We start from the raw sequence: 24,846 nt of genomic DNA, 5'->3' as shown, positions 1-24,846 counted from the left end.
GAGCATTTTATAAAATGCTCTTTTGACATTCATGTATATTAGCGTGAATTCGGGAACACGCGTCGAACAACTTCTGAAAACTCGTCAAACAGTCCAGAAACTGGTTTACCTGTTTGAAGCTTGTCCACATATCCGTTCATACGGTTTACAAAGTCAGGGTTTGTTGAAACAAATACTCGATGAACACTACCGTCTGCTTTTCTTACTTCGTGTGCGATTTTATGCTCCATATCTTTTGTAAGATTACCTTCTTTGTTGTCGTCTAATACAGCGGCCACATAAGCTGTATGATCGGTTACGATCACATTAGCATCTTTTACGTTTTTTAACGCTACGATACGATCAGCCGCCACATCGGCTACTCTCATTCCGCCGGACTGATTATACTGTTCTTTTTCGTTACGCTGTACGTCTTGCGTATCGTTTACGTCATTCATTTTCGTTTTATTGTTCCCATTTTCATATGTGACGTTGCGGACTGTATCATCATCAATGACGCCATCTTTACCTTGATCTGCTGTGCTGCAGCCGAATAAAGAAAGGGTCGTCATGCAGCCTACAACAAACAAAAACGATTTCTTCATGATAGTATCACTCCTTATAAGTTTTAACCTTTCTTATAATTTGTTAAAAACGTGTGAAGCATACATGAAAAATATAAAAAAGCCTATACTATCGAAAAAGGAGGAATATGTATGAGTGGAATTCAACAAAGCATATTTGTGCTTCATACAAAAGAAGAAAACCATGAAGAAACAACAACGTTTGCACTAACTTCAGAAGAAGCTAAGCTATTATTTGAGACCCTGCAAAATAAACGAAAAGAAATTATCGACGCCCATATTGATAACATGTTGACGTAAGGAAGATAAATATTTTGCAAAACGGATGAGCCATATGTTAAGAATGGCCCAATATTTGCATTCTACATATAGGTATAGTATAATGTAAACGCAACCAAATTTAATAAATGTGATGAATACTACATTTGACCATACACTCGAATTAGATTTAGTGAAAATTCACTTGTTATAAAGGAGATCTACTTCGCGTAGGTCTCTTTTATAATATGTGAATTTTTTATTTACGGTATAAATGTAAATATAGAGTAACATATTAAAATTTTTACATTTTTTGGAGGTTTTTTTACATGGCTACTACAGGTACAGTAAAATGGTTTAACAGTGAAAAAGGCTTCGGTTTTATCGAAGTACCAGGCGAAAATGACGTATTTGTTCATTTTTCAGCTATCCAATCTGAAGGCTTCAAAACATTAGAAGAAGGTCAAAAAGTTGAATTTGAAATCGTTGAAGGCCAACGTGGACCACAAGCGGAGAATGTTGTAAAATTATAATTCAACGCTACATATGAAAGCTGCCGATAGGCAGCTTTTTTTGTACAAATTTGTTTTATTTGTATGATTAAGAAAATAGATTAAAGTAGGGGAGAAGGGAAGGCATGAGTTCATTTCATTGCTGTGCCACATGTGAACATTTTCAAAGCATTAAATTGGATAAGGGAGTGAAGTATCGATGCAAAAGACTAGGCTATGAAACCCGTCCTTCATATCAGTTTACATGCTGGGAGCCAAAAGAAGTAGTTAAAAAGTTAATGGAAAAACGAAATCAAAAATGAGGCTGGGACATAACGAAGTCAATTCAATCTACAGACGAACAAATGAGCTGGTAGGGCTCGTTTGTTACACAACAGCTAGAAGCAGTTACATACATAAAACCTACGTTCACTCTCCCAATGAAAAAATCCGAACGAGTTTGATTCTCCACCAAAAACCTCGATTCATCGTTCGGATTTTCCTTAAACTAAAATACGTTTGTCCCAGTCTCTTTTAATTATTCCTCGTTATTTGTACCTTCCTCTGAAGGTAAATGCTTCCCGCAAAATTCTTTTACAGCTTCTTCTTCCTCTTCTTCAAGGTCGAAGTCTAATACTTTATTTGTTGAAACTTCGTAGAAATGAGTTTGGGCAATAGAAGTGTTATCTTCGCTTTTAATATATACTACGCGTAGTGCTAGGTCGTTGCCCGTATATAATTCATCATCTTCTTCTACCTCAATGTATAAATGAAATTCATAGCGTTCACCTAGAAGGAGACCAAATGGATCCTGCAATTGTTCAGCTGTATATTCTTTAATTGTAAACATATGTACGTCCTTTCCATATATCAGTAAAATACTTGCATCATCTATTATAGTTTTTCTTTGCAAAGAAAGAAAGTGCATGCGTAATTCATGCACGGATTTATTCCTTGATCGTTCTATTTAGCGAACCTACGTGATGCGATGGCGCAAGAACTTCGATAGTTTACTTAAATATGGAAGAAACGCGCGTGTGTTTCTGCTTATACATGGCAGCATCTGCTTTTTGAATTAATGTATCTAGGTTGGTGTCGTCTGAAGGCGCACATATAATAAATCCGTAACTCGCAGACAGTGCATACGGCTTATTAAATTCTTTCTTTTTATCTTCTAGCTGTTCATTAATATTTTGCCACAGCTCTTGTACGTATTCTTCCGTTTGTTCAGGAGCAATTAATAAAAACTCATCTCCTCCGTAGCGAAAGAGCGTATCATCGTTGCCAATATAACCACTAATTGATTCTGCTATTGTTTTAATAAGCCAGTCGCCTTCTCTATGACCATATTGATCATTTACTAGTTTTAAAGAATTAATATCGATAAAACATAATAGGAAAGATGTATGATTGGTTTTAGCTCTCAGCAGTTCCAGCTGCAGTTTTTCCATTCCGCTTCTTCGATTTAAAATTCCGGTTAGCATATCAGTTGAAGCGTGCAAGCTCAATTCATGCTCAACCGCTTTTAAATCGGTTATATCGGTAATACCTGCGAGTATACAGCTTTCGCTTTGATACTCTAGTAATTCATAATTGATCATAACCCACTTTGAATCTCCATGTTCACGTGCTTCTAGGATGTAGTTTTTTACATATTTCTCTTGTTGAAGACGTTTTAAAATCTCCTCTCGATCTTCATCAGTAGGATAGATTATAAATCCGTCTATTTGATCAAGATCTTGAGAAACAAGATTGTAAAAGTGAATAGCTTTATGGTTAATGAGCAGCACTTTGTGGTCGGATAATCTCGTTAATAGCAAAGGATAGGGATTAATTTTGAACAGCGTAAAAAAATTACGTTCGCTTTCTTTTAGCTGTAAATGACTCATATATTCTTTGTGACGGTATGTATAAAGAATGTATGAAATAAGCAAAGCGATAGCAACTGCTGCAGTTGTATTGATCTGCTTTGAAATAAGGGAAGAAGAATCCGGTACATATCGTGATAAGCCGTATAGTAAAAAAAGATGGTTAGGAATAAAAATGATGCACAGATGTTTTAATTTCATAGGACATAAAACAGCTGTGGAAATCAAAAGCATCATATACACGTCTACGCGACCTGTGAAAAGCTGACTGTTAATAGTAGAAAGTGCTGCAGCAAATACGTAATAAAATATATAGCCATATACAATGGTGCTTAAGTAGTTAGCAAACCGTTCTTTTCTCTTACTAACATAATAGAAAAATAAATAAAGAGAGGAGAGAGCAAAACTAGTGAAATGAATACCAATTAGTGTATGTCTAAACTGAGATGTCCCCGCATGTTGAAGTAAAGAAAACCCTATATAAATATAAATAGGATAGGAAACTACAAGAGCAAGTGAAACTAGCTTGACTCTCTGTTGAAGCATCTCTACATTCGTTTTATCGAACATTTTATCTTCATTAACTTCTCTTCCAGAAGGAAAACGAAATTTCTTCAAAAAGGAGAAAGGTAAAAGCGAAAGAAGAAATGACATGACCATCATCTCCATATCTTTTTTAGGTATTTTAGCATGTTTCTATAAGAAAAGACATGAATTTTTCAGATGAAAATGTCTGCTTTTTGATTAAGAAAAAGCATAGAGATTTATATGATTAAAGGTGAGGACAAAGAGCCTCACCTTTTTTATTGAAGTTTATTGGATTCAGCATGCCGTACAAACATGGTTTCATCTTCTACTAATCCGCAAGCTCCGCACTGAATGCGTTTTTGCGGTCCGTTATAAGCAGCGTGAAAGGCATCGAGCGTATCGTTTGTGTATTCTTCTACAACGTCTCCGCTTCTTGGATCCATTTTTACAGGTTTTGCATTTTGTTCAATGATATTAAAACGCGTTCGATTTGTTTTGCAGCTAGGGCAAAGATAAGGGCTTCCCATTTTTAACATCTCCTTGAAAAATTTACTGTATTAATACCATGTCCGAATCCACAAAAAACATACAAAAACTTATGGTTTTCTATCGAACGTTCATTCGTTAAAATAGAAGCAGGTGATGAAAATGAGAATACGAAAAAACTTACAAGAAGTAATGGATGTCTTGCAAACGAATCCATCGTATCAGAAAAATATTGTTCATTGGCATACAATCGAAGAGAAAGAAGCTAAAACTTCGCCATTTCCGGCTTCTTTGCATACGAAACTGCGGCAAGCACTTGAGAACCGAGGAATTGGTTCGCTTTATACGCATCAAAAAACAGCGTTTGATTTGGCGACAGCTAAGAAGAATGTTGTGGCTGTGACGCCTACAGCATCGGGGAAAACATTGTGTTACAACTTGCCGGTACTTCAGAGTATCATGGAGAATGATCAAGCTAGAGCTCTTTATTTGTTTCCAACAAAAGCGCTTGCCCAAGATCAAAAAAGTGAATTAAATGAAATCATTGAAGAAATGGAAGTACCAATCAATAGCTACACGTATGATGGAGATACTCCGGCAAATATCCGTCAAAAGGTAAGAAAAGCAGGTCATATTGTTATTACGAATCCAGATATGCTTCATTCAGCTATTTTACCTCATCATACTAAATGGGTATCACTGTTTGAAAACCTGAAGTACATTGTGATCGATGAACTTCATACGTACCGCGGTGTTTTTGGAAGCCACGTAGCTAACGTTATACGCCGGTTAAAGCGAATTTGCCGCTACTATGGAAGCAATCCTATCTTTATTTGTACATCAGCGACCATCGCTAACCCAAAAGAACTTGCTGAGCATTTAACGGGAGCTCATGTTATGTTAGTAGATAACAACGGAGCGCCTAGCGGCCGCAAGCATTTTATTTTTTATAACCCGCCTATTGTTAATAAACCTTTAAACATTAGAAGAAGTGCTACCCTTGAAGTGCGAAATATTGCAGGAGAGTTTTTGAAAAATAAAATTCAAACGATTGTATTTGCACGAAGTCGAGTACGAGTGGAAATTATTTTAACGTATCTGCAGGAGCTCGTAAAAAACCAGCTTCAAAATAAGTCTATTCAAGGGTACCGCGGAGGATATTTGCCGAAGCAGCGACGCGAAATAGAAAGAGGACTTCGAGAGGGAAGTATTTACGGGGTAGTCAGTACGAATGCTTTAGAGCTAGGAGTGGATATCGGGCAGCTGCAGGTGTGTGTGATGACAGGTTATCCAGGCACGGTTGCAAGCGCTTGGCAGCAAGCAGGACGAGCAGGGAGACGTCACGGAGAAGCCGTCATTGTGATGGTCGCAAGTTCAAGTCCGCTTGATCAGTATATGATTCAGCATCCCGATTACTTTTTTAGCAGAAATCCAGAAACAGCTCGAATTAATCCTGATAATCTTGTTATTTTAGTCGATCATTTAAAATGCGCGTCCTATGAGCTGCCGTTTAAGCAGGGAGAAACATTTGATGGGGTAGAAATTGAAGACGTGCTGGAGTTTTTGCAAGAAGAGCGAGTGATTCATTTTAGCGGAGACAAATGGTACTGGATGAATGATTCGTTTCCAGCTCATAATATCAGTCTGCGCTCTGCATCCCAAGAAAATGTTGTCATCATTGATCAATCGGACGTTGCAAATGTGAAAGTAATTGGAGAAATGGATCGCTTTAGTGCCATGACGCTTCTTCATGATGAGGCGATTTACTTGCATCAAGGCATTCAGTATCAAGTAGAATACTTGGACTGGGATGAGAAAAAAGCGTATGTTCGTGAAGTCGATGTAGACTATTTCACCGATGCAAACTTAGCGGTTAACTTAAAGGTTCTAGAAGCTGATAAAGAACGAGTGGAAAGGACATATTCAATCGGTTACGGTGATGTAATGGTCAGCGCTATGGCTACGATATTTAAAAAAATAAAGTTTGAGACGCATGAAAACATAGGGTCAGGTCCCATTTCACTTCCGGAAGAAGAACTTCATACAAATGCCGTGTGGCTAAGCTTTGAAAAAGAACAGTTTTACGAATCTGAAGAACGATTGGAACAAGCGCTCATTTCGGTGGCAAATGCCATTCAGTCAATTGCGCCGCTTATGGTGATGTGCGATCCGGCTGATTTACATGTAGTGCCTCAGATAAAAGCGGTGCACAACGAACAGCCGACTATCTTCTTATATGATCGATACCCGGGAGGCATTGGGCTAAGTGATAAAGTATACGAACAAATGAATGATGTGCTAAATCAAACCAATCAATTAATTGTAAATTGTTCTTGCGAAAGCGGCTGTCCGTCTTGTATCGGTATGGAAGCACAGGGAGAACACGCAAAAAGCGATGCGCTCGTGCTGCTACAACAACTGCAAAGTAGGTGAACTCTTGTCTTTTAAAAATAAATTAAACCGTATGAAAAAGCATCTTCATGTTACAGAAGCAAAGCCGCCGGTTGAAAGTAACCCGCAGCGGCCTAAGAGCGCATCTATTCCCTATGAGCAGGAATGGAAGGGAAATCATGCTGTGCCTTACTTTGCGGAAGACAGCTACTGTATGATTAGAGAAGTGGTGTACCCGCTCGACTACAAACATGGACATTATGAATTTAATGAGCTAAAAAAAGTAGTGCAAGTATGGAATCGGTCTACAGTTGCTCATCCGCTTTCATCAAAAGGCCACACATATTCAGATTTATTTTTCTTTGATACGGAAACGACGGGGCTTAGTACAGGTACGGGAACGACTATCTTTTTGCTAGGATATGCAAGGGTGCTAAAAGATTCCGTCGTTTTTCGTCAGCATATATTAACGGAGCCAAGTGGAGAAGTAGCATTTTACGAAAGTTTTTTAAAAGAAGTAGACTATACGACGCTTGTGACTTATAATGGGAAATCTTTCGATTGGCCTCACGTGAAGACTCGCCATACGCTATTGAGAGATCATTTGCCCAAGCTGCCTAAGTTCGGTCACTTTGATTTGCTGCATGCGTCAAGAAGGCTGTGGAAACACAAAATGAGTTCGGTGAAGCTTGCGAATGTCGAAAAAGAAATACTTGGAATTGAACGAGTTGATGATATTCCAGGTTTTTTAGCTCCCATGATCTATTTTGATTTTATTGAAACGAAAAATCCAAGAGGCTTATTCGATATTATGAAACATAATGAACATGATATTTTATCGCTTATTACCTTATACATTCATTTATCAAAGCATCTCCTTACTAGTGAGGAGTTTACAGAAAAAGAAACATACGAAGTAGCAAGGTGGTATGAGCAGTTAGGGGAGAACAAGCACGCCTTCTCTCTTTATCAGGGCGTAGCAGAAAAAGAAAAAGAAGAGCATGAAAAAGCTCAGCTAGCGATGGCTTATCATTATAAAAAAGAGAAGAGTTGGAAAGAGGCAGTGGACATGTTTGAACCCTTGGTTCAAACATGTGAAGGTGACGTCGCTATAGAAGCATTGGTTGAGCTAGCTAAAATTTATGAGCATCGTCTCAAAGATGTTCATAAAGCACTTCTATATACTGAGCTAGCCTCGGAGAAGTGGAATCAACTCAGAGGAATGACTAAAAAAACGTCGAAGGAAGCACTTGAAAAAAGACTTCTTAGACTAAAAAATAAATCAGCTAAAGCATAGACTTCAGCTGATTTATTTTAAAAAATTCAGAATTATTATTCTTTTGTTTTTGTGGATGTTTTATATTGTTCTATTTTTCAGTCATTGATAAAATTAGTCAATGTAAGACTTATTCTTACAGCTTAAAAACAGAACTTTGGTGAGATGGAGAGAGGCCCCATGAAAAATGTGATTTTAGTATCATTTTTCGCATTAATTTGTTTAACAGTAATTGTCTTAAGCAGTTTGAAAAATTCGTATAACTCCTTTATGTAGGTCAAAAATAGGTGTTTGTCTTAGTACATGTACATTGCCCTTCACATATTGTAATAGTGTAATAACTAAACAGTGAAAGGGGAAAAAGGATATGTATCCAAGACCAACAAAATGTATGCCACCAATTGTGCATCCAACAAAATGCTGCACGCAGTTTACTTCTCAGGAGGTAGTAGTACCTCACATTCATCCAAGTCATAATACATTGGTGAATCATACAAATGTGAAGCACGTACATTACTTCCCGCAAACGCAATCTGTTGTAAATGAAACTTCAAATCAACAGTTTTTTGGCGGCGCGCAGCAATATCCAACTCAAGTAGGAGGAGCAGGCTATCCAGGTCAAGTGGCAGGAGCAGGCTACCCAGGTCAAATGGGAGGCTATCCAGGTCAAGTAGCAGGTGCTGGTTATCCAGGTCAAATGGGAGGCTATCCAGGTCAAGTGGCAGGAGCAGGCTACCCAGGTCAAGTAGCAGGTGCTAGTTATCCGGGACACAAAGGTTGCGGCCAAGGAAGCTGTCATACAAAAGGCGCGCACCAAGGACCAAATTCAGGGTATTTTAGATAATGTACGCTAATAGGAGCTGATTTCATCAGTTCCTATTCTATTTTGTTATAAAGGAGTTATATAATGAAGGTGCTAACAGTTACCGGTTATAAGCCATTCGAACTTGGCATTTTTAATGAAAAACATCAAGGTATTACATATATAAAAAAAGCACTCTATAAAAAATTACAGGAATTAGCAGAAGATGGATTAGAATGGGTATTGATTAGTGGCCAGCTAGGAGTAGAAATTTGGGCAGCAGAAGTGGTATTTGATCTTCAGCTCGATTATCCCGAGCTTCAGTTAGCTGTTTTAACACCGTTTTTGGAGCAAGAAGAAAAATGGAATGACGTGAATAAAGAATTGTATGAATTCGTCTTAAGTCAAGCAGATTATGTAGATAGCATTACAAAAAAGAAATATGAAAGTCCAGCACAGTTTCGGTTGAAAAATCAATTTTTAGTAGAAAAAAGTGAAGGTATTTGTTTAGTTTACGATGAAGAGCACGAAGGAAGTCCCAAATATATGTTAGAAACGGCTAAAAAACGTGCTGAACGAGAAGAATACCCTATTATAATGGTGACGTCTCATGACTTACAGGATATCGTGGATGAAGAAAAATTTTCGTCTTTTTAACGCCACTTGGCGAAACATTTTAAAAGATAAATTGACATTTGAAGCTATTTTTGAAAAAATGAATTATAATAAAGATAAGGTTTATCGTATTCGAGGTGATAGAGATGTTAGCTGATAAAATCCGTTTAACGGCCAAAGAAATTTTAGAAAAAGAATTTAAAACAGGCATGAGAGGCTATAATCAAGAAGAAGTAGATAAGTATCTAGATTCTGTTATTAAAGATTATGAAGCATTTCATGAAGAAATTGAAGCATTACAAACTGAAAATTTACGCTTAAAAAAGCAAGTAGAAGAATTATCTAAAAAGCCGCAACAACCTTCGTTTACCCCGCCGCCGGCTCAACAGCAGCAGCAAGCGGGTACGACAAACTTTGATATTTTAAAACGTTTGTCGAACTTAGAAAAACATGTGTTTGGAAGTAAATTATACGAATAACCTAAAAATAGGAGTTGCATTCAACTCCTATTTTTATTATACTAAGGAAAGTCGTTATCAATAACGTTCGGGTAATTGCTGCATCACATATGAGGATGTAGAGGAAAGTCCATGCTCGCACAGACTGCGATGTCTGTAGTGTTCGTGCCTAGCGAAGTCATAAGCTAGGGTAGCTGTTAAAAGCTAACGGCGGGGAAAAAGCCTAAGTCTTTTTAAGATATGGCTTGACTACTCTGAAAGTGCCACAGTGACGAAGTCTTATCAGAAATGATAAGAGTGGAACGAGGTAAACCCCTCGAGCGAGAAACCCAAATAATGGTAGGGGAACTTTCTGGAAGGAACTGAACGGAAGGAAGGACAAAATGGTTACATTTTGTAGATAGATAATTGCCACCGGAGTACGAGGTAGCTAGCCGCTTGCAGTACAATGGTACAAAACATGGCTTACAGAACGTTATTGAAAAGCAATCGACACTTGTTGTTACACACTATATTTTAATCCAACCCAGCTCTTCGTATAACGGAAGAGCTTTTTTTATGTCAAAATGACAGCTTATCATAAGCTGTCATTTTTTTGTACAACCAGACTGAGCTTGTTGTCAGCCTCAGGTCTTAGGAGAAAATAAAGCTTTAGCTCGTTTTGAAAAAACGTCATAATCCTTAAACTAAGTATATAGATAAGCGAAAGGAGGAGACAAAATGAAAAAAGTTGGTTTGTTTTTGATTGGAGCGGTAGCTGCTATCGTTCTTCTTGCAAATGCCGGTCCGATGGTAGGACTTGCACTTGGCTTAGTTATTTTGTACGTAGCATTTAAAGGGTTTGTTAAAGCAGAGACCCCCTTTAAAAAATGGCTCTGGGGGTTTATAGGTGTTGTCGTACTCTTAACAACTGTTTCAAATCTCCCGGCCCTTGCTGGTATCATCGCAGCAGTCGTACTTTACATTGTATATAAAAAATGGAACAGCAGCAGCCCTATAAAAACGGAAAAAGAAGATCCGTTTAAGCATTTTGAACGTCAGTGGGCTGATTTAAATCAAAAATAATGAAAGTTTACTTTATTATCTAAGGAGATGAACAAAATGAGAAACTTATTTACTCGAATGAAAGAAACGATTTCTGCAGACCTTCATCAATTACTTGATCACAAAGAACAAAAAAATCCAATTGCTGCACTAAACCACTATTTGCGTCAATGCGAGCAGGAGACCGAAAAGGTAAGGCAGCTTGTTGAGCGACAGCACACGTTAAAAGAACAGTTTAATCGCGAATACCATCTGGCCCTTGACATGATGAAAAAACGTCATGAGCAAGCACAAGTAGCACAAGCAGCTGAAGAAACGGAATTACATGAATTTATTTTAAAAGAACATGCTCACTACGAAGAGAGAGCAAAGCGTGTAAAAGAATCTTATGAAGATACATCCAAGCAGTTAGAAGAGCTTGAACAAAAGTATGAAGAAATGAAGCATAAGGTAAAAGATATGCATATTCGCCGCATGGAACTAATGGGACGCGAAAATATTGCTCGTGCGCATCATCGTATGAATTCAGTAATGAAAACAGAAGCATCTTATACGTCCTACAGCCAGTTTGACGAAATGGAAACCTATATTGACCAGCTTGAAAATCAAATTAATACAAATTACTATAGACAAACGGTAGACAGCAAGATTGCTGAATTAGAAAAAAGAGTAAAATCATCGTAAAAAATCAGTGTTTCTGCATAAAACATGGTATTCTAAAAAAGGCGTAGGTTTCTGCGTCTTTTTAAGGTGAGAGAATAGATACCTGTAGCATCCAAAGAACGCTATGTCATCTACGAGGAGAAGGGAGAGAGAGCTGTGCAAAGCGTAAACAAAACAGAATCTCTTATGTTCATTTTTATTTGCAGTTTATTTGTCCTGTTTATTGAAATTATGTTTTTTCACAGCGGCTTGATCTTTTCTGTATTAATTGCCGGTGCGTTCATGTATATTGGGCGAAAAAAAATGAGAAGAAAACTAGGGCGCATTTTATTTTGGATTGGCGTTATTGGACTTGTGTTGAATATATTTAATACGGTTGCCTTTAAGTTTTTAGTTATTGCTCTTTTTCTGTATTTTTTACTTAGATTTATTCAATCAAGAAAGCATCCGGTTGAATTCAGACCAACTGACCAATTTACCCAGCAGCCAAACCAAAGTTTGGTGCAGGTCCGCCCGGTTTTGACGAATAAACTTCTTGGTAGTCAAAGAACTGAAGACTCCGTATACGAATGGGATGATATTAATATTCAAAGCGTATGGGGAGACATTGTGGTTGATTTAAGCAATACCGTTCTGCCAAAAGGCGATGCGGTTATTTTTATTCGTCAGGTGTTTGGAAATATTAAAGTGCTCATTCCTTACGAAACGGAAGTATCTGTGAATCATTCTAAACTAGCAGGAAACGTAACGGTTTTTGGACATCAGCGCGGCTTTTCGTTCAATGAAAATTTGTCTATCAAAACAGAGGAATTTGATCAATCTGCTCATAGGGTGAAGATTGTTACAACTGTTGTGATTGGAGATTTAGAGGTGCAAAGGATATGAGTATTCTTCAACGGCAGTTATTATGGGGGATTTTCTTAAGTTTTTTTGTATTTGTATCCGTGCTCCTTACCGTGTTTTTTGCATATCCTGTTTTTCAACTTAGCGACTTATGGAAAACAAGCGTATTTGGCATGCCTTTTGTGCTGTTTTCCTTCAGTTTAAGCCTTACGATTGGAAGCGTGATTGGAGGAATCATGGGGTTTATGTGGAGACAGCAGTGGACATATGTTGAAAACCGATTATATGAAATAGAAAATGGCCATCGGCATATGTCGGCAAATGAACCGTTTATTCAAGAAACGTCTCGAATTATAAGCCGTTTAAATAAAGTAGATCATAAAATGATTCTTCAAGCACAGCAATCTCAAAAGATGGCAACGGAAAAAGTGGAAAATCAGCAAAAGCAAGTGCAAGAAATTGTTTCTCAGGAACGAAATCGGCTTGCTAGAGAATTGCATGACTCCGTTAGTCAGCAGCTATTTGCCGCTTCGATGCTTATGTCTGCTATTACGGAATCCAATCTTACGCTGCAAGATTCTGAAGCTAAGCAATTAAAGATGGTTGAAAAAATGATTAATCAATCACAGCTTGAAATGAGGGCTTTGCTTCTTCATCTTCGTCCTGCAGCATTAAAAGGAAAATCGCTACAGGCCGGAATGAAAGAACTGATGAATGAGCTTGCTCAAAAAGTACCGCTTGAATTAAATTGGAAAATAGAAGGTTTTGAACTTGATAAAGGCATTGAAGACCACTTGTTTAGGATTTTGCAAGAATCCGTATCAAATACGCTGCGTCATGCCAATGCAACAGCTTTAGATGTGCTGCTGATTAAACGTGACTTTTCCATTATTTTACGTATCGTTGATAACGGAGTTGGTTTTGATGTAGAAAAGGAAAAAGTCGGATCGTACGGCCTGCAAAATATGTACGAACGCGCAGTTGAAATTGGAGGCCTATTAAAAATTATTAGTTTGCCCGACAAAGGAACAAAGCTAGAAGTGAAAGTACCGTTAGTAGAAAGAGAGGAGAAGCAAAATGATTAACGTACTGTTAGTAGATGATCATGAAATGGTTCGTATTGGCGTAGGAGCGTATTTGTCGGCTCAAGCAGACATTCATGTGATAGCTGAAGCAGCAAACGGCCAACAGGCCGTTGAATTAGGGCTTCAGCTGCGCCCGGATATTATTTTAATGGATTTAGTCATGGAAGAAATGGACGGGATTGAAGCAACAAAACAACTGATTAAGCAGTGGCCAGAAGCAAAAGTGATCATTGTCACTAGCTTTCTAGATGACGAAAAAGTATATCCCGCTCTAGAGGCAGGGGCAACAAGCTACTTATTAAAAACGTCTAAAGCAGGAGAAATTGCAGCTGCTATTCGCCGTACATATGAGGGGCAATCTGTATTAGAGCCCGAAGTAACCGGTAAAATGATGTCTAAAATGAGAAAACCGTCGTTACCTCATGAAGAACTGACAGCTCGTGAAATGGAAATTTTACTGCTAATGACACAAGGCAAAACAAATCAAGAAATTGCAGACGAATTATTTATTGCGCTAAAGACGGTAAAAACACATGTGAGCAATTTATTAAGTAAGCTGGATGTACAGGACCGGACTCAAGCCGTCATCTATGCCTTTAAACACAAATTAGCGCAGTGAGAATCGTTATTCAAAAGAGAATAACGATTTTTTTTGTGAAAAACCTATTTTTTTGCATGTATTCATTATAAAATAGCGATATGCGTAAAGGCGAACGCTTACGTAAAAGCACTATTTTGAGGGGTTGAGCACATGGAAAAGAAATGGTGGAAAGAAGCTGTTGCGTATCAAATCTATCCGCGAAGCTTCATGGATTCAAACGGCGATGGAATTGGTGACATTCAAGGGGTTATTTCAAAATTAGACTATTTATCTGATCTTGGAATTGATGTCATTTGGATTTGCCCGATTTATCAGTCTCCTAACGACGATAATGGCTACGATATCAGTGATTATAAAGATATTATGAAAGATTTCGGAACAATGGAAGACTTTGATGAGCTGCTAGATGAAGTTCACCATCGCGGAATGAAGCTGATTATGGATTTAGTTATTAATCATACTTCAGATGAACACCCTTGGTTTTTAGAATCCAGGTCTTCTAAAGAGAATCCATATCGTGATTATTATATTTGGCACGAAGGTAAAGATGGCAAAGAGCCAAACAACTGGGAATCTATTTTTAGCGGATCAGCTTGGGAGTTCGACGAAAAGACAAAAGAATATTACATGCACGTATTTTCTAAAAAACAGCCCGATTTAAACTGGGAAAACGAAAAAGTACGTCATGAGCTTTATGAAATGGTTAACTGGTGGTTAGATAAAGGAATTGACGGCTTTCGTGTAGATGCTATTTCGCATATTAAGAAAGTGGCCGGCTTCCCAGATCTACCGAACCCTGAAAAGCTAGATTATGTGCCATCGTTTGAAGGACATATGAATCGACCGGGAATTCAAGAACATTTAAAAGAGCTAAAAGAAAATACGTTTGCCAAATACGATATTATGACGGTTGGAGAGGCAAATGGTGTAACATCGAACAGCGCGGATGAGTGGGTAGCTGAAGATGGCGGAAACTTCAATATGATTTTTCAGTTCGAGCATATGGGACTGTGGGATAAAGGAGAAGAAAAACCGCTTGATTTAATCGAGTTAAAAACGATTTTAACTAATTGGCAAAATGGTTTAGAAAAAATCAACGGCTGGAACGCTTTATATTTAGAAAATCATGACCAAATTCGTTCTGTAAATAAATTCGGCAGCGTAGCTTACCGAGTGGAAAGTGCAAAGTGCTTAGCTGCACTATACTTTTTAATGAAAGGAACACCGTTTATTTATCAAGGACAAGAACTTGGAATGACCAATGTTAAGTTCGATTCTATTGACGATTATGATGATGTTGGTATGATTAACTACTACCGTATTCAGCGTGAAAAAGGCGATTCACATGACGAAATTATGAAAGTGATTTGGGAAACAGGCCGCGATAATTCAAGAACGCCAATGCAGTGGAATACAGAAAGAAATGCAGGATTTTCTACTGGTACACCTTGGATGAAGGTGAATCCAAATTACGTAGATATTAACGTAGAAGAGCAGAAAAGTGATAAGAATTCGGTACTGAATTTTTACAAACAGCTCATTAAAATTAGAAAACAGCATGATGTGCTGGTGTATGGAACTTATAAGCTGTTGGCAGAAGAAGATACCGCTATTTACGCGTATACGCGAACATTAGAAGGTAAAACTGCTGTTGTTATTTGTAATATGTCACCGAAAAATCAAACGTTCGAGTTTCCTTCAGAGAGCGCATTTACAAACAGAGAAGTGCTGATTCATAATTATCCGTTGGATACAAACGAAACGCTTGAAAAATGTACGCTGCACCCATATGAAACACGTGTATACTTACTTTCATAAACAAGTTGAGCAACCGATTGCGCAACTTTAAAGTGAAAAGCTTTTAAAAACGCATTTATCTGCGACATAGGTGAAGAAACTGCTGGCTCTGTCAAGAGCCAGCGGTTTTTGTATTTTAATAAAAAGACGGAGAAAGCTTTGACTACGGCGCATGTATATGGTACTTTTACACTTAGTGTAGATAATTAGAAACAAAATGAGGTTGAAAAATGGCGAAATATAAAATTATTGCAACAGCAGCAATGGGAATTGAAGCACTGGTCGCTAAAGAAGTGCGTGCTTTAGGATATGAATGTGAAGTAGATAATGGCAAGGTTATCTTTGAAGGAGACGAGCTCGCAATTGCTCGCTGCAATTTATGGCTTCGTACAGCAGATCGAATTAAAGTGCAGGTTGGACAGTTCAAAGCTCGTACGTTTGATGAGCTTTTTGAACAAACAAAAGCATTAAATTGGGGAGATTACTTGCCCGTAGATGCACAGTTTCCTGTATCGGGAAAATCAGTTAAATCTAAACTTTTCAGCGTATCAGATTGTCAAAGCATTGTGAAAAAAGCAATTGTTGACAGCATGAAAAAACATTACAACAAAACAACAGGATGGCTCGAAGAAACAGGATCAACGTTTAAAATTGAAGTAGCGCTATTAAAAGATGTTGCTACATTAACAATTGACGCAAGCGGTGCAGGACTTCATAAGCGCGGTTACCGCGTAGGACAAGGGGAAGCTCCTTTAAAAGAAACGCTGGCAGCGGCTTTGATTATGCTAACACCGTGGAATGCGGATCGTCCGTTTGTCGATGTTTTTTGCGGTTCTGGTACAATTGCTATCGAAGCAGCGCTTATCGGTCAAAATATCGCACCAGGGTTTAACCGTGACTTTTTATCAGAAGAGTGGCCGTGGATGTCAGCAAGTATTTGGGACAAAGCGCGCGAAGAAGCAGAAGACTTAGCGAACTACGACCAAGTGCTAGATATTGCTGGTCATGATATTGACCATCGTATGGTAAAAGTAGCGGAGCAAAATGCATTTGAAGCTGGACTTGGAGATTTAATTCAATTTAAACAAATGCAAGTGCGCGATTTTACGACGCCGAAAGAATATGGAATCATTATTGGTAACCCTCCGTACGGCGAACGTTTAAGCGATCGTCCTTCTGTTGAAAAAATGTATGCTGAAATGGGCCAAGCGTTTTCTAAGCTTGATACGTGGTCAATTTATATGCTTACATCTCATGAACAGTTTGAACAGTACTACGGTAAAAAAGCGACGAAAAAACGCAAATTATTTAACGGATTTATTAAAACAGACTACTATCAATACTGGGGACCTCGTCCTCCACGCAACGACCAATAATAAAAAGCCAAGCGGTGTAAAAACAGCTTGGCTTTTTTACGTTATTTCTTTTTTAAACCGCGATAAGCTAGCATTCCAAACATGCCTATACCGAGCACGACAATTAATAAAATAAACCAAAACGTGGCATTAAGCAGGTATTTATATAGTCCGTCATAATAATCATGCATGTACTCACCCCATTGTGTTTTTTTATAGTATGGGCGAGTAGCGGGGCAATATATGTATTCATTTCTTTTTACTAGCAGGCTTAAAACGAGAAATGATCAGCTTATTTCTAACATATTTACGAAAGGGAAATCTCATACTAAAACCTAAGAGGTGATAAAATGAGAAAAAATCGATCAGCACGGGTTTTTGGCGGGATGATGCTTCTTTCATGGTTAACCATCCCTTTTATAGGACGACAGCATATTAAGCGTTATTTATCATCTACTATGTTTATTTCCTTTTTGATTATGGTTGAAAGCTATATTGCTGAAAAAAAGAAGTGGTGGATATTCCCTAATCCTCCTCATCCATATCTAACAGGTGAAGCTGCTTTACTTTTAGGTCCATTTTTAGCAGGTTCTTTATGGATTAAAAAGTTCACATATGGCCATTTTGGAAGGTATATGTTATTAAATGCAATCGTAGATACATTTTTTGTTTATCCTTTTCAACGAGCTATGAGCCGTGCAAAGCTTTTTAGGGTAGGCACATTTAAAGAGTACCATTTGCTAGGTATCTTTCTGTTGAAAGCTGCTTTAATGTACGTTTACCAACATCTAGTAGTAGAGAAACCAAAATCTCAGCGTGCTTTAAAAAATAATCCTATAGAATAAAGGAGCAGGCAGGGAAGCGTGATTTTCTTGCCCGCTATTTTAATGCTCCAGATGTCATTCCTGAAATGAAATGCTTTTGCAAAAACACGTACGCAATCAATAATGGAATAGAAGAAAGAACGACTGCTGAAAACAGCATAGGGTAATTAGTCAGAAATTCCCCTTGAAAGTCCAATAGTGCAATAGGCAGCGTTTTTACTTCTTTAGATTTTAACAAGAGCAAAGGGAATAACAGATCATTCCACACAATCACAAACGAAAAAATTCCTACTGTAGCCATTGATGGTATTGAGAGTCGAAGAGCGATTTTTGAATATATTTTCCACTCTGACGCTCCGTCCATGCGAGCAGCTTCAAATAGTTCCTTTGGCAAAGTTTTCATAAACCCCGTGATAATAAACACACCGATGGGAAGCAAAAAACTTATGGAGACGATAATGACGCCTGTTAGCGTATTGACGAGCCCAAGCTTATTCATCAGCAAAAAGACAGGAATCATATTGACTTGGGTAGGGACAATCATTCCGCAAACAAAAAAGCCGTATACAATCCATCCAAGCTTTTGAGGTAGCTGAATAATAGCATAAGCAATCATGCTTGAAAACCATAGAATAAAAAACGTGCTAAAGACGGTAACAATCACGCTGTTTTTAATATAGCCAAAGATGGGTTCATTGACGAGCAGCTGTTTATAATTTTCAATATTCCAGCCTGCTGGTAATCCGATTGGGTTGCTGTAAAGCTCAGGCGTTGTTTTAAAGGTTGTTAATAAAACCAAGCTTAAGGGCAACAGAATGATTAAACCGTATATCCCTAAAATCAGTTGTCTGAATGGGTTTTGTTTCATAAAAGAATCTCCTTTTACATTTTGGTTAAGCGAAGTACGCGAAATTGAAGAAACGTTAAAAGAGCAATTACAATCATAAATACAACTGAAATGGCAGAGGCATAGCCGAAACGAAAATTAATAAAAGCTTCGTGATAAAGCAGTGTCGAAAGAATTTCAGTTGAGTTGGAGGGACCTCCATTTGTCATTGCAATGATTAAATCAAATGCTTTAAAACTTTGTATGGTCGTATAAGCTACAACCATTGTCGTAGCTGGAGCTAAAAGAGGCCACGTAATGCGCTTGAATTTTTGCCATCTTGTTGCTCCATCAATACTAGCAGCTTCATATAACTCGTTGGGAATAGCTTGAATTCCAGCTACAAAAATAATAAGCATTTGACCAGTATGTGCCCAAAATTGTACAAAAGCCAAGCTGTAAATGGCGATATGTCCATTTCCAATCCAAGACTGGGTCCAATGCTCAAGGCCTATTTTACTTAAAAATAGGTTCACTCCTCCAATGTTGGGGTCATACATAAAGTTCCACGTGAAGGCAATCGACACGGACGAAATAATCGTCGGTACAAAAAAGAGTGAACGATAAAATGTATTCCATGCAGAATTTTTATAAAGTAAAAGTGCAAAGCCTAAGCTCAATAATGTTTGAAAGATCAGCACGCCAATTGTAAACTTTAAGTTGTTTGTAAGAGACTGTGTAAAAATAGCATCGTTTGTTAAAATTTCTTTGAAGTTTTGAAACCCTACAAATGAGAACTGAGAAGACAATCCATTCCAATCAGTTGTGCTTAAAAATAAAGCAGAAAGCGTTGGCAATGCAAAGAAAACAGTATATATGATAAAACCGGGAAGTAAAAACAACCATAGATTTCTGTTTTTAGAGATACTTTTAAATGAAAAGAGAGGAAAAGAGAACGAAGGGGTTCTCTTTTCTTCTTCTTGAATAGACGTATTAGTTTTTAGCGACACGTTCTACCTCTCCTTGTGCTTTTTCAGCAGCTTTTTTCGCTGACATACCGGATAGTACGTCCTGTACAGATGTTTCAACAGCTTTTGATACGCGCTCATTTAAAATTGTAAATCGAGGTTGGAAAACCGTTTTTTTGTCTTTCCATTTTGCGCTTTCTTTGAGTTCAGGTGAATCATATTTCACGTCTTTGACCGTTAATAACTGGCCAGTAGCATTCGCATACTCAGAAGAAATCTTTGGATCTGCAAGGAAAGTTAAAAATTTCTTAGCAGCTTCTTTGTGTTTTGATTTTTCAGCAACACCTAATAAGAATGTCGTGGTATGAACACCTTCGTATTTTGCTTTATCTTGATCCACTGTAATCGGGGCAAGCAAACCTTGATCAATCTTCGGATTTTGCTGTTTGACTGTAGCCATCATATAAGAACCTTGAGCAAGCATTGCGCCTTTTTCCTGAGCAAAAAGTGCTGCAGCACTTTCTTTTTTCGTACCAAGAGCATCTTTTTGGAAGTAACCTTTGTCATTTAATTCTTTAATTTGAGATAGGGTTTTGATAAACCATTCATCAGTTAGCTTGCGCTTGCCCGTTTCTACTTCGTGAAGGGCGTTGTTTGTAGGTTCGTTATTCATAATCATTGGATTAATAAATTGAGAAGGACTTACGTCTCCTGAAAATAAAATCGGAGTGTATCCATTTTTCTTTAATGTTTCAGATGTTTTTAAAAAGCTATTCCAATCTTTAGGAACATCTAAATTTAGTTTTTCAAAAATGCCTTTGTTATAGACAGGGATGTTATAGACTAGCTGATAAGGAAGAGCATATTGCGTATTATCCGCTTTGCCCGCTTGGATTAGCTTTTCGTCAAATTTGCTGAGTAAGTTTTGGTCGTCCAGCTTGGCAAAACCGTTTGCTTTGCGAATCGTTTCAAATTGACTTCCTGGAAAACTAGCAAATACATCGATACCTTCTCCAGATAATAGAGATCCTTGAATTTGTGATTGATAGGAATCAGAAGGAAAGACGGTCATTTCTACATGAATATTTGGATTTTTCTTTTCAAATTGCTCAATGATAGAATCAAAAGCTTTCGAATCTTCTCCTCGCCAATGCGTAAAGTTAATGGTTACTTTTTTAGAAGAGTCACTGCTGTCGCTGCTTGTTGAACTGTTTTTGCCGCAGCCCGCGATGATCACGGTGAACATTGCTAACAGAATTAATAATTTTTTCATTTTAGTTCCCCCACTTATAGAATTCTTTTTAGATAGTTATTGGTCAATTTTGATACGGTTGGTAGATGCTTGGTCAAAGAAATGAGCATGATTCATTTGAAAATGAAATGGAAAGTGCTGATGAACTTGAATATGTTCATCCCCAGGGATTTTAGCTACAAAGAGCTGGTCTCCTAAACTACTGTATAGTATGTACTCTGCTCCTAATAACTCAGACACCTCTACCGGTAATGAAATATGAGAAGCATCAGAAGAGGCGCGCGTAATATGCTCTGGTCGAATTCCTACAGTAATGAACTGATTGTTGTAGCCTTTTTCATGTAACGAATGCATTTGATTTTCTGTCAGCTGAAACTCATGTTCACTGATGTACAGTTTGTTGTTCACTACTTTTCCTGTGAAAAAGTTCATTCCCGGCGATCCTATAAAACTGGCTACAAACGTATTCTCTGGAGCATTATAAACTTGCATAGGTAAACCTATTTGCTGAATTTTTCCGTCTTTCATAACTACAATTCTGCTTGCCATCGTCATCGCTTCTGTTTGATCGTGGGTTACATAAATAATGGTCGTCTGCAGCCTCTGATGAAGCTTACTGATTTCAGCACGCATTTGTACGCGAAGCTTCGCATCAAGATTAGATAAAGGTTCATCCATTAAAAAAATTTGGGCATTCCGTACAATGGCTCTTCCTAAAGCCACTCGCTGACGCTGCCCTCCTGATAACGCTTTTGGCTTGCGTTTTAAATAGGGTTCTAAGTCCAAAATACGAGCCGCTTCACGAACGCGATCATCAATTTCTTGTTTTGGGACTTTGCGGAGCTGCAAGCCAAATGCCATGTTGTCGTAAACTGTTAAATGAGGGTAAAGCGCGTAGTTTTGAAACACCATTGCAATATCCCGGTCCTTAGAAGGTAAATCGTTTGCACGATCTCCATTAATAAGCAATTCTCCTTCTGTTATCGATTCAAGGCCGGCGATCATTCGAAGGGTAGTGGATTTGCCGCACCCTGAAGGTCCTACAAACACAATAAATTCTTTGTCTTGAATATGAAGATTGAAATTATCAACTGCAAGACTATCTTTTCCGTATTTTTTATACACGTGCTGTAACTGCAGTTCTGCCATTTTTTCTCCTTTCAGCAGGCTTTTAAAAAAATAAAAGCCTCTAATTGCACAGACGGATTGTACGTGTATCTGGCAATTAGAGGCTATCGGTTGACCGGTAAGCCTGTATTATGTAGTTTTGAGTGATTGAATCTGTAAGTAATTTTAAAATATATTATTCCTATAAGTCAAGTGAGAATTAAAATATTTTAATAAGTTCGATTATTTTCTTAAATGAAAGAAGCCATTTATTAAGCCAGAGATGCTGGTTTTGAGAATAAAATAAACAGCTGGTGTATAGAATGATAGTATTCACTTTTATAGTAAGCACTACAGAGAGAGGATGTTTATAAATGGATAGAAACACGCAGTTCACTATGATTCGTCAAGCGTTGGAAAACAGCTATCATTTAATGCAGCAGGGAATAGAAGTGAGCGGAGAGACGCTTACTCAGCTGGAACAAGCAAAAGCCGAGTATGAAGCGGCCTTTTTATTGTCTCATTCCACGGACTCAAAATTCCGCTGTAATTAATTTTTTAATAGCACTTATTCCGTTTGCGTTCTATACACTCAGCTTTTATACAAAAAGGTTCTGTCCTTACAGGCAGAACTTTTTTATGTTCAGCTCTTTTTATTGACATTTTAGATAAAGTAGTCAATAATTAAGTTTTGCTTACATGAGAAATTTACTAGAAAAAAAGAAGTGAAGCTAATTTTTATTGATAGATATTTACATAAATAAAGGAGTCAGTATCGATGATGAGAGAGCGGTTGCCTTTTACAATTGAGCGGGATGAAAACTTTTTTGACAAATTAAATGAATGGATAGGTGATGTTTTTTATGATCATCTTCCAGACGCAGGGTTAGAACTTCGAGACGAACAAATTTTTATGGCTTTTCAAATCGAACGAGCTTTTAAAGAAAAAAATGTAATCTTTGCAGAAGCAGGTGTAGGAACAGGAAAAACTATTGTGTATTTACTGTATGCTATTTGTTATGCAAGGTATATTGGCAAGCCAGCTATTATTGCCTGTGCGGATGAAACATTAATTGAACAGTTAGTAAAAGCCGAAGGAGACATTGCCAAGCTCTCTGGTATTTTAGATATTAACATGGATGTTCGCCTAGCAAAATCTCAAGATCAGTATCTGTGTTTAAAGAAATTAGATGCTGTGACAGCACGAACAGATAATGAAAACATTGAAGAAATTTACGATACGCTTCCTGATTTTGTTCATGATCATAGCGGTATGCAGTCGTTCTATCACTACGGAGACCGTAAAGAATATCCTCATTTAACGGATGAGGAATGGAATCAAATTAACTGGGATACGTTTCAAGACTGCTCTTCCTGTGAGCAGCGTCATAGATGCGGCTTAACGCTTTCACGTGAGCACTATAGAAAAGCACATGACTTAATTATTTGCTCTCACGATTTTTACATGGAGCACATTTGGACATATGAAGCCCGCAAGCGTGAAGGACAGCTTCCCCTTCTTCCTGAAAGCAGCTGTGTTGTATTTGATGAAGGTCACCTGCTGGAATTTGCTGCACAAAAGGCTTTAACATATCGAATTCAAGAAGATACGTTAGAAAACTTGTTAACGCGTCTATTAGAAAATGACGTGCGAGAAGAATTTGCTGTGAAGATCGAGCACGCTATCGATGTGTACGCAATGTTCTTTGACCGTTTAAGTGAAGCAAGCACAGAAATCGTCGGTTCTAGCCGTAAAGAAGTAGCCCGTACAAACGGATTACAAAGTGTAGGAAAAGAACTTTTATCGCTGCTTGAGCATATCGGAAACGAGCTTGTGTTTGAGAGTGAGACCTATACAGTAGACGAATATACGCTGCGAATTGTAGATGAGTACCTAGATCAAATTGATTATTCGCTGCGCTTATTTATGGACAACGAAAATGCCATCTACTGGGTGGAAGAAAACAACTGGCAGCTGACGTTGGTTATTATGCCGCAAGCAGTAAAAGACGTCTTAAAAGAACGAGTATTTGCAAAGAAAATACCATACATTTTCACGTCTGCCACTCTGTCAGATAACCAATCGTTCGATTATTTAGCATATAGCTTAGGAATTGCAAAGCCGCTTTCTTTTTCCGTTGAATCGCCATTTGATTATGATGAGCAAATGAAAATTGCGGTAAAAAATGTTTCAGATGATCAAGAAGAAGCGTTTGCTGAAAAATTCGCCTTTGCTGTTGCGCAGCTCGAAAAAACGAACGGACGAGCACTTTTACTGTTTAACAGCAAAGAAGAACTAGAGATGTTCAAAGAAGTTTCCAAAGAGTTAAATCAGTACACATTCTTATTTGAAGGCGATCAAGAAATCAGTAAATTAGTATCTCAGTTCCAAAGGGAAGAAAAAACGATTTTATGCGCTGTTCATTTGTGGGAAGGATTGGATATTCCGGGACCTTCGCTATCTAATGTAATTATTTGGTCTCTGCCGTATCCACCAAATGATCCGGTCTTTGAAGCAAAGCGCAATCAAGTAGTCGATCCATTTTGGGATGCAGATATGCCGTATATGCTTCTTCGCTTAAAGCAAGGAGTTGGAAGGCTGATTCGCTCTCATAACGATAAGGGTCTAATCACGATCTTTATGCCAAAAAGCACAGATTCAAAAGTGCGTTCAATCATTGAACAAAATGTCCCAACAAAAATAGAAAACGTATAAAAAAGCGCGGTTGTAGCCGCGTTTTTTTA

General features: G+C 37.9%; 27 protein-coding genes and 1 other RNA gene. 19 read left to right on the top strand and 9 right to left on the bottom strand.

The window, feature by feature from the left end; genetic code table 11:
• Window positions 1-38: 38 nt before the first annotated feature.
• Window positions 39-584 (bottom strand): YhcN/YlaJ family sporulation lipoprotein, encoded by a 546-nt coding sequence (locus tag AC3WJG_RS09560; protein ID WP_016763474.1) that lies wholly within the window; start codon window positions 582-584, stop codon window positions 39-41.
• Between the two features lie 111 nt (window positions 585-695).
• Here AC3WJG_RS09560 and AC3WJG_RS09555 point away from each other — a divergent pair, with 111 nt between their 5' ends.
• The 3 genes from AC3WJG_RS09555 to AC3WJG_RS09545 all read left to right on the top strand — a co-directional run bounded on the left by AC3WJG_RS09555 (window position 696) and on the right by AC3WJG_RS09545 (window position 1,635).
• Window positions 696-863, top strand: a complete 168-nt coding sequence (locus AC3WJG_RS09555; protein ID WP_013056129.1) for a hypothetical protein — start codon at window positions 696-698, stop codon at window positions 861-863.
• A 287-nt stretch (window positions 864-1,150) separates the two neighbouring features.
• Window positions 1,151-1,354, top strand: coding sequence for a cold-shock protein (locus AC3WJG_RS09550; protein ID WP_013056130.1), 204 nt, complete (start codon window positions 1,151-1,153; stop codon window positions 1,352-1,354).
• A 104-nt stretch (window positions 1,355-1,458) separates the two neighbouring features.
• The gene (locus AC3WJG_RS09545; protein WP_337133413.1) at window positions 1,459-1,635 is read left to right on the top strand and encodes a hypothetical protein; all 177 of its coding nucleotides are present in this window, start codon (window positions 1,459-1,461) and stop codon (window positions 1,633-1,635) included.
• A 215-nt stretch (window positions 1,636-1,850) separates the two neighbouring features.
• Here the strand turns inward: AC3WJG_RS09545 and AC3WJG_RS09540 are convergent, their stop codons facing one another.
• From AC3WJG_RS09540 to AC3WJG_RS09530, 3 genes are all read right to left on the bottom strand, one after another.
• Entirely contained in the window at window positions 1,851-2,162 is a 312-nt protein-coding gene (locus AC3WJG_RS09540; protein WP_025749354.1) for a DUF6509 family protein, read from the bottom strand.
• Window positions 2,163-2,322: 160 nt separating this feature from the next.
• On the bottom strand, window positions 2,323-3,834 hold the full coding sequence (locus tag AC3WJG_RS09535; protein WP_221840286.1) for a sensor domain-containing diguanylate cyclase: 1,512 nt from the start codon (window positions 3,832-3,834) through the stop codon (window positions 2,323-2,325).
• 149 nt (window positions 3,835-3,983) lie between these two features.
• A complete protein-coding gene (locus AC3WJG_RS09530) occupies window positions 3,984-4,235 on the bottom strand; it encodes a hypothetical protein (RefSeq protein WP_013056134.1) in 252 nt (83 codons plus the stop codon).
• Window positions 4,236-4,356: 121 nt separating this feature from the next.
• Here AC3WJG_RS09530 and AC3WJG_RS09525 point away from each other — a divergent pair, with 121 nt between their 5' ends.
• The 13 genes from AC3WJG_RS09525 (at window position 4,357) to AC3WJG_RS09465 (ending at window position 17,145) form a co-directional block, all read left to right on the top strand.
• Entirely contained in the window at window positions 4,357-6,627 is a 2,271-nt protein-coding gene (locus tag AC3WJG_RS09525; RefSeq protein WP_028407986.1) for a DEAD/DEAH box helicase, read from the top strand.
• Between the two features lie 4 nt (window positions 6,628-6,631).
• Complete coding sequence (locus AC3WJG_RS09520; protein WP_098248338.1) at window positions 6,632-7,882, top strand: ribonuclease H-like domain-containing protein; 1,251 nt, start codon at window positions 6,632-6,634, stop codon at window positions 7,880-7,882.
• Between the two features lie 346 nt (window positions 7,883-8,228).
• Window positions 8,229-8,705: a spore coat protein gene (locus AC3WJG_RS09515; RefSeq protein WP_328105336.1), complete on the top strand. Its 477-nt coding sequence runs from the start codon at window positions 8,229-8,231 to the stop codon at window positions 8,703-8,705.
• Window positions 8,706-8,768: 63 nt separating this feature from the next.
• Window positions 8,769-9,320 (top strand): SLOG family protein, encoded by a 552-nt coding sequence (locus AC3WJG_RS09510; protein WP_028407989.1) that lies wholly within the window; start codon window positions 8,769-8,771, stop codon window positions 9,318-9,320.
• A 104-nt stretch (window positions 9,321-9,424) separates the two neighbouring features.
• On the top strand, window positions 9,425-9,757 hold the full coding sequence (gpsB, locus tag AC3WJG_RS09505; protein WP_013056140.1) for a cell division regulator GpsB: 333 nt from the start codon (window positions 9,425-9,427) through the stop codon (window positions 9,755-9,757).
• A 63-nt stretch (window positions 9,758-9,820) separates the two neighbouring features.
• Window positions 9,821-10,209: RNase P RNA component class B (gene rnpB, locus AC3WJG_RS09500), an RNA gene on the top strand.
• 247 nt (window positions 10,210-10,456) lie between these two features.
• Entirely contained in the window at window positions 10,457-10,801 is a 345-nt protein-coding gene (locus AC3WJG_RS09495; RefSeq protein WP_014460940.1) for a lmo0954 family membrane protein, read from the top strand.
• Between the two features lie 36 nt (window positions 10,802-10,837).
• Window positions 10,838-11,464 carry a PspA/IM30 family protein gene (locus tag AC3WJG_RS09490; RefSeq protein WP_098248336.1) on the top strand — a complete coding sequence of 209 codons (627 nt, stop codon included), beginning with the start codon at window positions 10,838-10,840 and terminating at the stop codon, window positions 11,462-11,464.
• 135 nt (window positions 11,465-11,599) lie between these two features.
• Complete coding sequence (gene liaF, locus AC3WJG_RS09485; RefSeq protein ID WP_028407991.1) at window positions 11,600-12,328, top strand: cell wall-active antibiotics response protein LiaF; 729 nt, start codon at window positions 11,600-11,602, stop codon at window positions 12,326-12,328.
• Window positions 12,325-13,371: a sensor histidine kinase gene (locus AC3WJG_RS09480; protein WP_098333584.1), complete on the top strand. Its 1,047-nt coding sequence runs from the start codon at window positions 12,325-12,327 to the stop codon at window positions 13,369-13,371. The genes liaF and AC3WJG_RS09480 overlap by 4 nt, the downstream gene beginning before the upstream one ends.
• The gene (locus AC3WJG_RS09475) at window positions 13,364-13,990 is read left to right on the top strand and encodes a response regulator (RefSeq protein ID WP_013082360.1); all 627 of its coding nucleotides are present in this window, start codon (window positions 13,364-13,366) and stop codon (window positions 13,988-13,990) included. Before AC3WJG_RS09480 ends, AC3WJG_RS09475 begins: the two co-directional genes overlap by 8 nt.
• Window positions 13,991-14,122: 132 nt before the next feature.
• Window positions 14,123-15,790 (top strand): glycoside hydrolase family 13 protein, encoded by a 1,668-nt coding sequence (locus AC3WJG_RS09470; protein ID WP_028407993.1) that lies wholly within the window; start codon window positions 14,123-14,125, stop codon window positions 15,788-15,790.
• Window positions 15,791-15,999: 209 nt separating this feature from the next.
• On the top strand, window positions 16,000-17,145 hold the full coding sequence (locus AC3WJG_RS09465; protein WP_060746051.1) for a THUMP domain-containing class I SAM-dependent RNA methyltransferase: 1,146 nt from the start codon (window positions 16,000-16,002) through the stop codon (window positions 17,143-17,145).
• 41 nt (window positions 17,146-17,186) lie between these two features.
• Here AC3WJG_RS09465 and AC3WJG_RS09460 read toward each other — a convergent pair whose 3' ends face one another.
• Window positions 17,187-17,315, bottom strand: a complete 129-nt coding sequence (locus tag AC3WJG_RS09460) for a hypothetical protein (protein WP_013056148.1) — start codon at window positions 17,313-17,315, stop codon at window positions 17,187-17,189.
• A gap of 159 nt (window positions 17,316-17,474) precedes the next feature.
• Here AC3WJG_RS09460 and AC3WJG_RS09455 point away from each other — a divergent pair, with 159 nt between their 5' ends.
• Window positions 17,475-17,969 carry a hypothetical protein gene (locus AC3WJG_RS09455; protein WP_060746050.1) on the top strand — a complete coding sequence of 165 codons (495 nt, stop codon included), beginning with the start codon at window positions 17,475-17,477 and terminating at the stop codon, window positions 17,967-17,969.
• 34 nt (window positions 17,970-18,003) lie between these two features.
• Here the strand turns inward: AC3WJG_RS09455 and AC3WJG_RS09450 are convergent, their stop codons facing one another.
• The 4 genes from AC3WJG_RS09450 to AC3WJG_RS09435 are packed head-to-tail and all read right to left on the bottom strand — an operon-like array spanning window position 18,004 to window position 22,143.
• On the bottom strand, window positions 18,004-18,816 hold the full coding sequence (locus AC3WJG_RS09450; RefSeq protein ID WP_028407995.1) for a carbohydrate ABC transporter permease: 813 nt from the start codon (window positions 18,814-18,816) through the stop codon (window positions 18,004-18,006).
• Window positions 18,817-18,830: 14 nt separating this feature from the next.
• Window positions 18,831-19,784 carry a carbohydrate ABC transporter permease gene (locus AC3WJG_RS09445; RefSeq protein ID WP_337133412.1) on the bottom strand — a complete coding sequence of 318 codons (954 nt, stop codon included), beginning with the start codon at window positions 19,782-19,784 and terminating at the stop codon, window positions 18,831-18,833.
• Window positions 19,768-21,015, bottom strand: coding sequence for an ABC transporter substrate-binding protein (locus tag AC3WJG_RS09440; protein WP_337133411.1), 1,248 nt, complete (start codon window positions 21,013-21,015; stop codon window positions 19,768-19,770). The genes AC3WJG_RS09445 and AC3WJG_RS09440 overlap by 17 nt, the downstream gene beginning before the upstream one ends.
• A 36-nt stretch (window positions 21,016-21,051) precedes the next feature.
• The gene (locus tag AC3WJG_RS09435; protein WP_102813287.1) at window positions 21,052-22,143 is read right to left on the bottom strand and encodes an ABC transporter ATP-binding protein; all 1,092 of its coding nucleotides are present in this window, start codon (window positions 22,141-22,143) and stop codon (window positions 21,052-21,054) included.
• Between the two features lie 332 nt (window positions 22,144-22,475).
• Between AC3WJG_RS09435 and AC3WJG_RS09430 the strand changes: the two genes are divergently transcribed.
• Together AC3WJG_RS09430 and AC3WJG_RS09425 are read left to right on the top strand one after the other, a co-directional pair.
• Window positions 22,476-22,655, top strand: coding sequence for a hypothetical protein (locus AC3WJG_RS09430; protein WP_028407999.1), 180 nt, complete (start codon window positions 22,476-22,478; stop codon window positions 22,653-22,655).
• Between the two features lie 224 nt (window positions 22,656-22,879).
• Window positions 22,880-24,817 carry an ATP-dependent DNA helicase gene (locus tag AC3WJG_RS09425; protein WP_028408000.1) on the top strand — a complete coding sequence of 646 codons (1,938 nt, stop codon included), beginning with the start codon at window positions 22,880-22,882 and terminating at the stop codon, window positions 24,815-24,817.
• The last annotated feature ends 29 nt before the right edge of the window (window positions 24,818-24,846 follow it).

Source organism: Priestia sp. FW507-14D1A (assembly GCF_058781295.1).
Note: the sequence above shows the minus strand (reverse complement) of the source record. Positions and strands in the feature narration are given on the sequence as shown.

Bases quoted from the DNA above. Each gene is read 5' to 3' on its own strand.
- AC3WJG_RS09560 (WP_016763474.1), bottom strand. From the start codon at position 584: ATGAAGAAATCGTTTTTGTTTGTTGTAGGCTGCATGACGACCCTTTCT.
- AC3WJG_RS09555 (WP_013056129.1), top strand. From the start codon at position 696: ATGAGTGGAATTCAACAAAGCATATTTGTGCTTCATACAAAAGAAGAA.
- AC3WJG_RS09550 (WP_013056130.1), top strand. From the start codon at position 1,151: ATGGCTACTACAGGTACAGTAAAATGGTTTAACAGTGAAAAAGGCTTC.
- AC3WJG_RS09545 (WP_337133413.1), top strand. From the start codon at position 1,459: ATGAGTTCATTTCATTGCTGTGCCACATGTGAACATTTTCAAAGCATT.
- AC3WJG_RS09540 (WP_025749354.1), bottom strand. From the start codon at position 2,162: ATGTTTACAATTAAAGAATATACAGCTGAACAATTGCAGGATCCATTT.
- AC3WJG_RS09535 (WP_221840286.1), bottom strand. From the start codon at position 3,834: ATGTCATTTCTTCTTTCGCTTTTACCTTTCTCCTTTTTGAAGAAATTT.
- AC3WJG_RS09530 (WP_013056134.1), bottom strand. From the start codon at position 4,235: ATGGGAAGCCCTTATCTTTGCCCTAGCTGCAAAACAAATCGAACGCGT.
- AC3WJG_RS09525 (WP_028407986.1), top strand. From the start codon at position 4,357: ATGAGAATACGAAAAAACTTACAAGAAGTAATGGATGTCTTGCAAACG.
- AC3WJG_RS09515 (WP_328105336.1), top strand. From the start codon at position 8,229: ATGTATCCAAGACCAACAAAATGTATGCCACCAATTGTGCATCCAACA.
- AC3WJG_RS09510 (WP_028407989.1), top strand. From the start codon at position 8,769: ATGAAGGTGCTAACAGTTACCGGTTATAAGCCATTCGAACTTGGCATT.
- gpsB (WP_013056140.1), top strand. From the start codon at position 9,425: ATGTTAGCTGATAAAATCCGTTTAACGGCCAAAGAAATTTTAGAAAAA.
- AC3WJG_RS09495 (WP_014460940.1), top strand. From the start codon at position 10,457: ATGAAAAAAGTTGGTTTGTTTTTGATTGGAGCGGTAGCTGCTATCGTT.
- AC3WJG_RS09490 (WP_098248336.1), top strand. From the start codon at position 10,838: ATGAGAAACTTATTTACTCGAATGAAAGAAACGATTTCTGCAGACCTT.
- AC3WJG_RS09480 (WP_098333584.1), top strand. From the start codon at position 12,325: ATGAGTATTCTTCAACGGCAGTTATTATGGGGGATTTTCTTAAGTTTT.
- AC3WJG_RS09475 (WP_013082360.1), top strand. From the start codon at position 13,364: ATGATTAACGTACTGTTAGTAGATGATCATGAAATGGTTCGTATTGGC.
- AC3WJG_RS09470 (WP_028407993.1), top strand. From the start codon at position 14,123: ATGGAAAAGAAATGGTGGAAAGAAGCTGTTGCGTATCAAATCTATCCG.
- AC3WJG_RS09465 (WP_060746051.1), top strand. From the start codon at position 16,000: ATGGCGAAATATAAAATTATTGCAACAGCAGCAATGGGAATTGAAGCA.
- AC3WJG_RS09460 (WP_013056148.1), bottom strand. From the start codon at position 17,315: ATGCATGATTATTATGACGGACTATATAAATACCTGCTTAATGCCACG.
- AC3WJG_RS09455 (WP_060746050.1), top strand. From the start codon at position 17,475: ATGAGAAAAAATCGATCAGCACGGGTTTTTGGCGGGATGATGCTTCTT.
- AC3WJG_RS09450 (WP_028407995.1), bottom strand. From the start codon at position 18,816: ATGAAACAAAACCCATTCAGACAACTGATTTTAGGGATATACGGTTTA.
- AC3WJG_RS09440 (WP_337133411.1), bottom strand. From the start codon at position 21,015: ATGAAAAAATTATTAATTCTGTTAGCAATGTTCACCGTGATCATCGCG.
- AC3WJG_RS09435 (WP_102813287.1), bottom strand. From the start codon at position 22,143: ATGGCAGAACTGCAGTTACAGCACGTGTATAAAAAATACGGAAAAGAT.
- AC3WJG_RS09430 (WP_028407999.1), top strand. From the start codon at position 22,476: ATGGATAGAAACACGCAGTTCACTATGATTCGTCAAGCGTTGGAAAAC.
- AC3WJG_RS09425 (WP_028408000.1), top strand. From the start codon at position 22,880: ATGATGAGAGAGCGGTTGCCTTTTACAATTGAGCGGGATGAAAACTTT.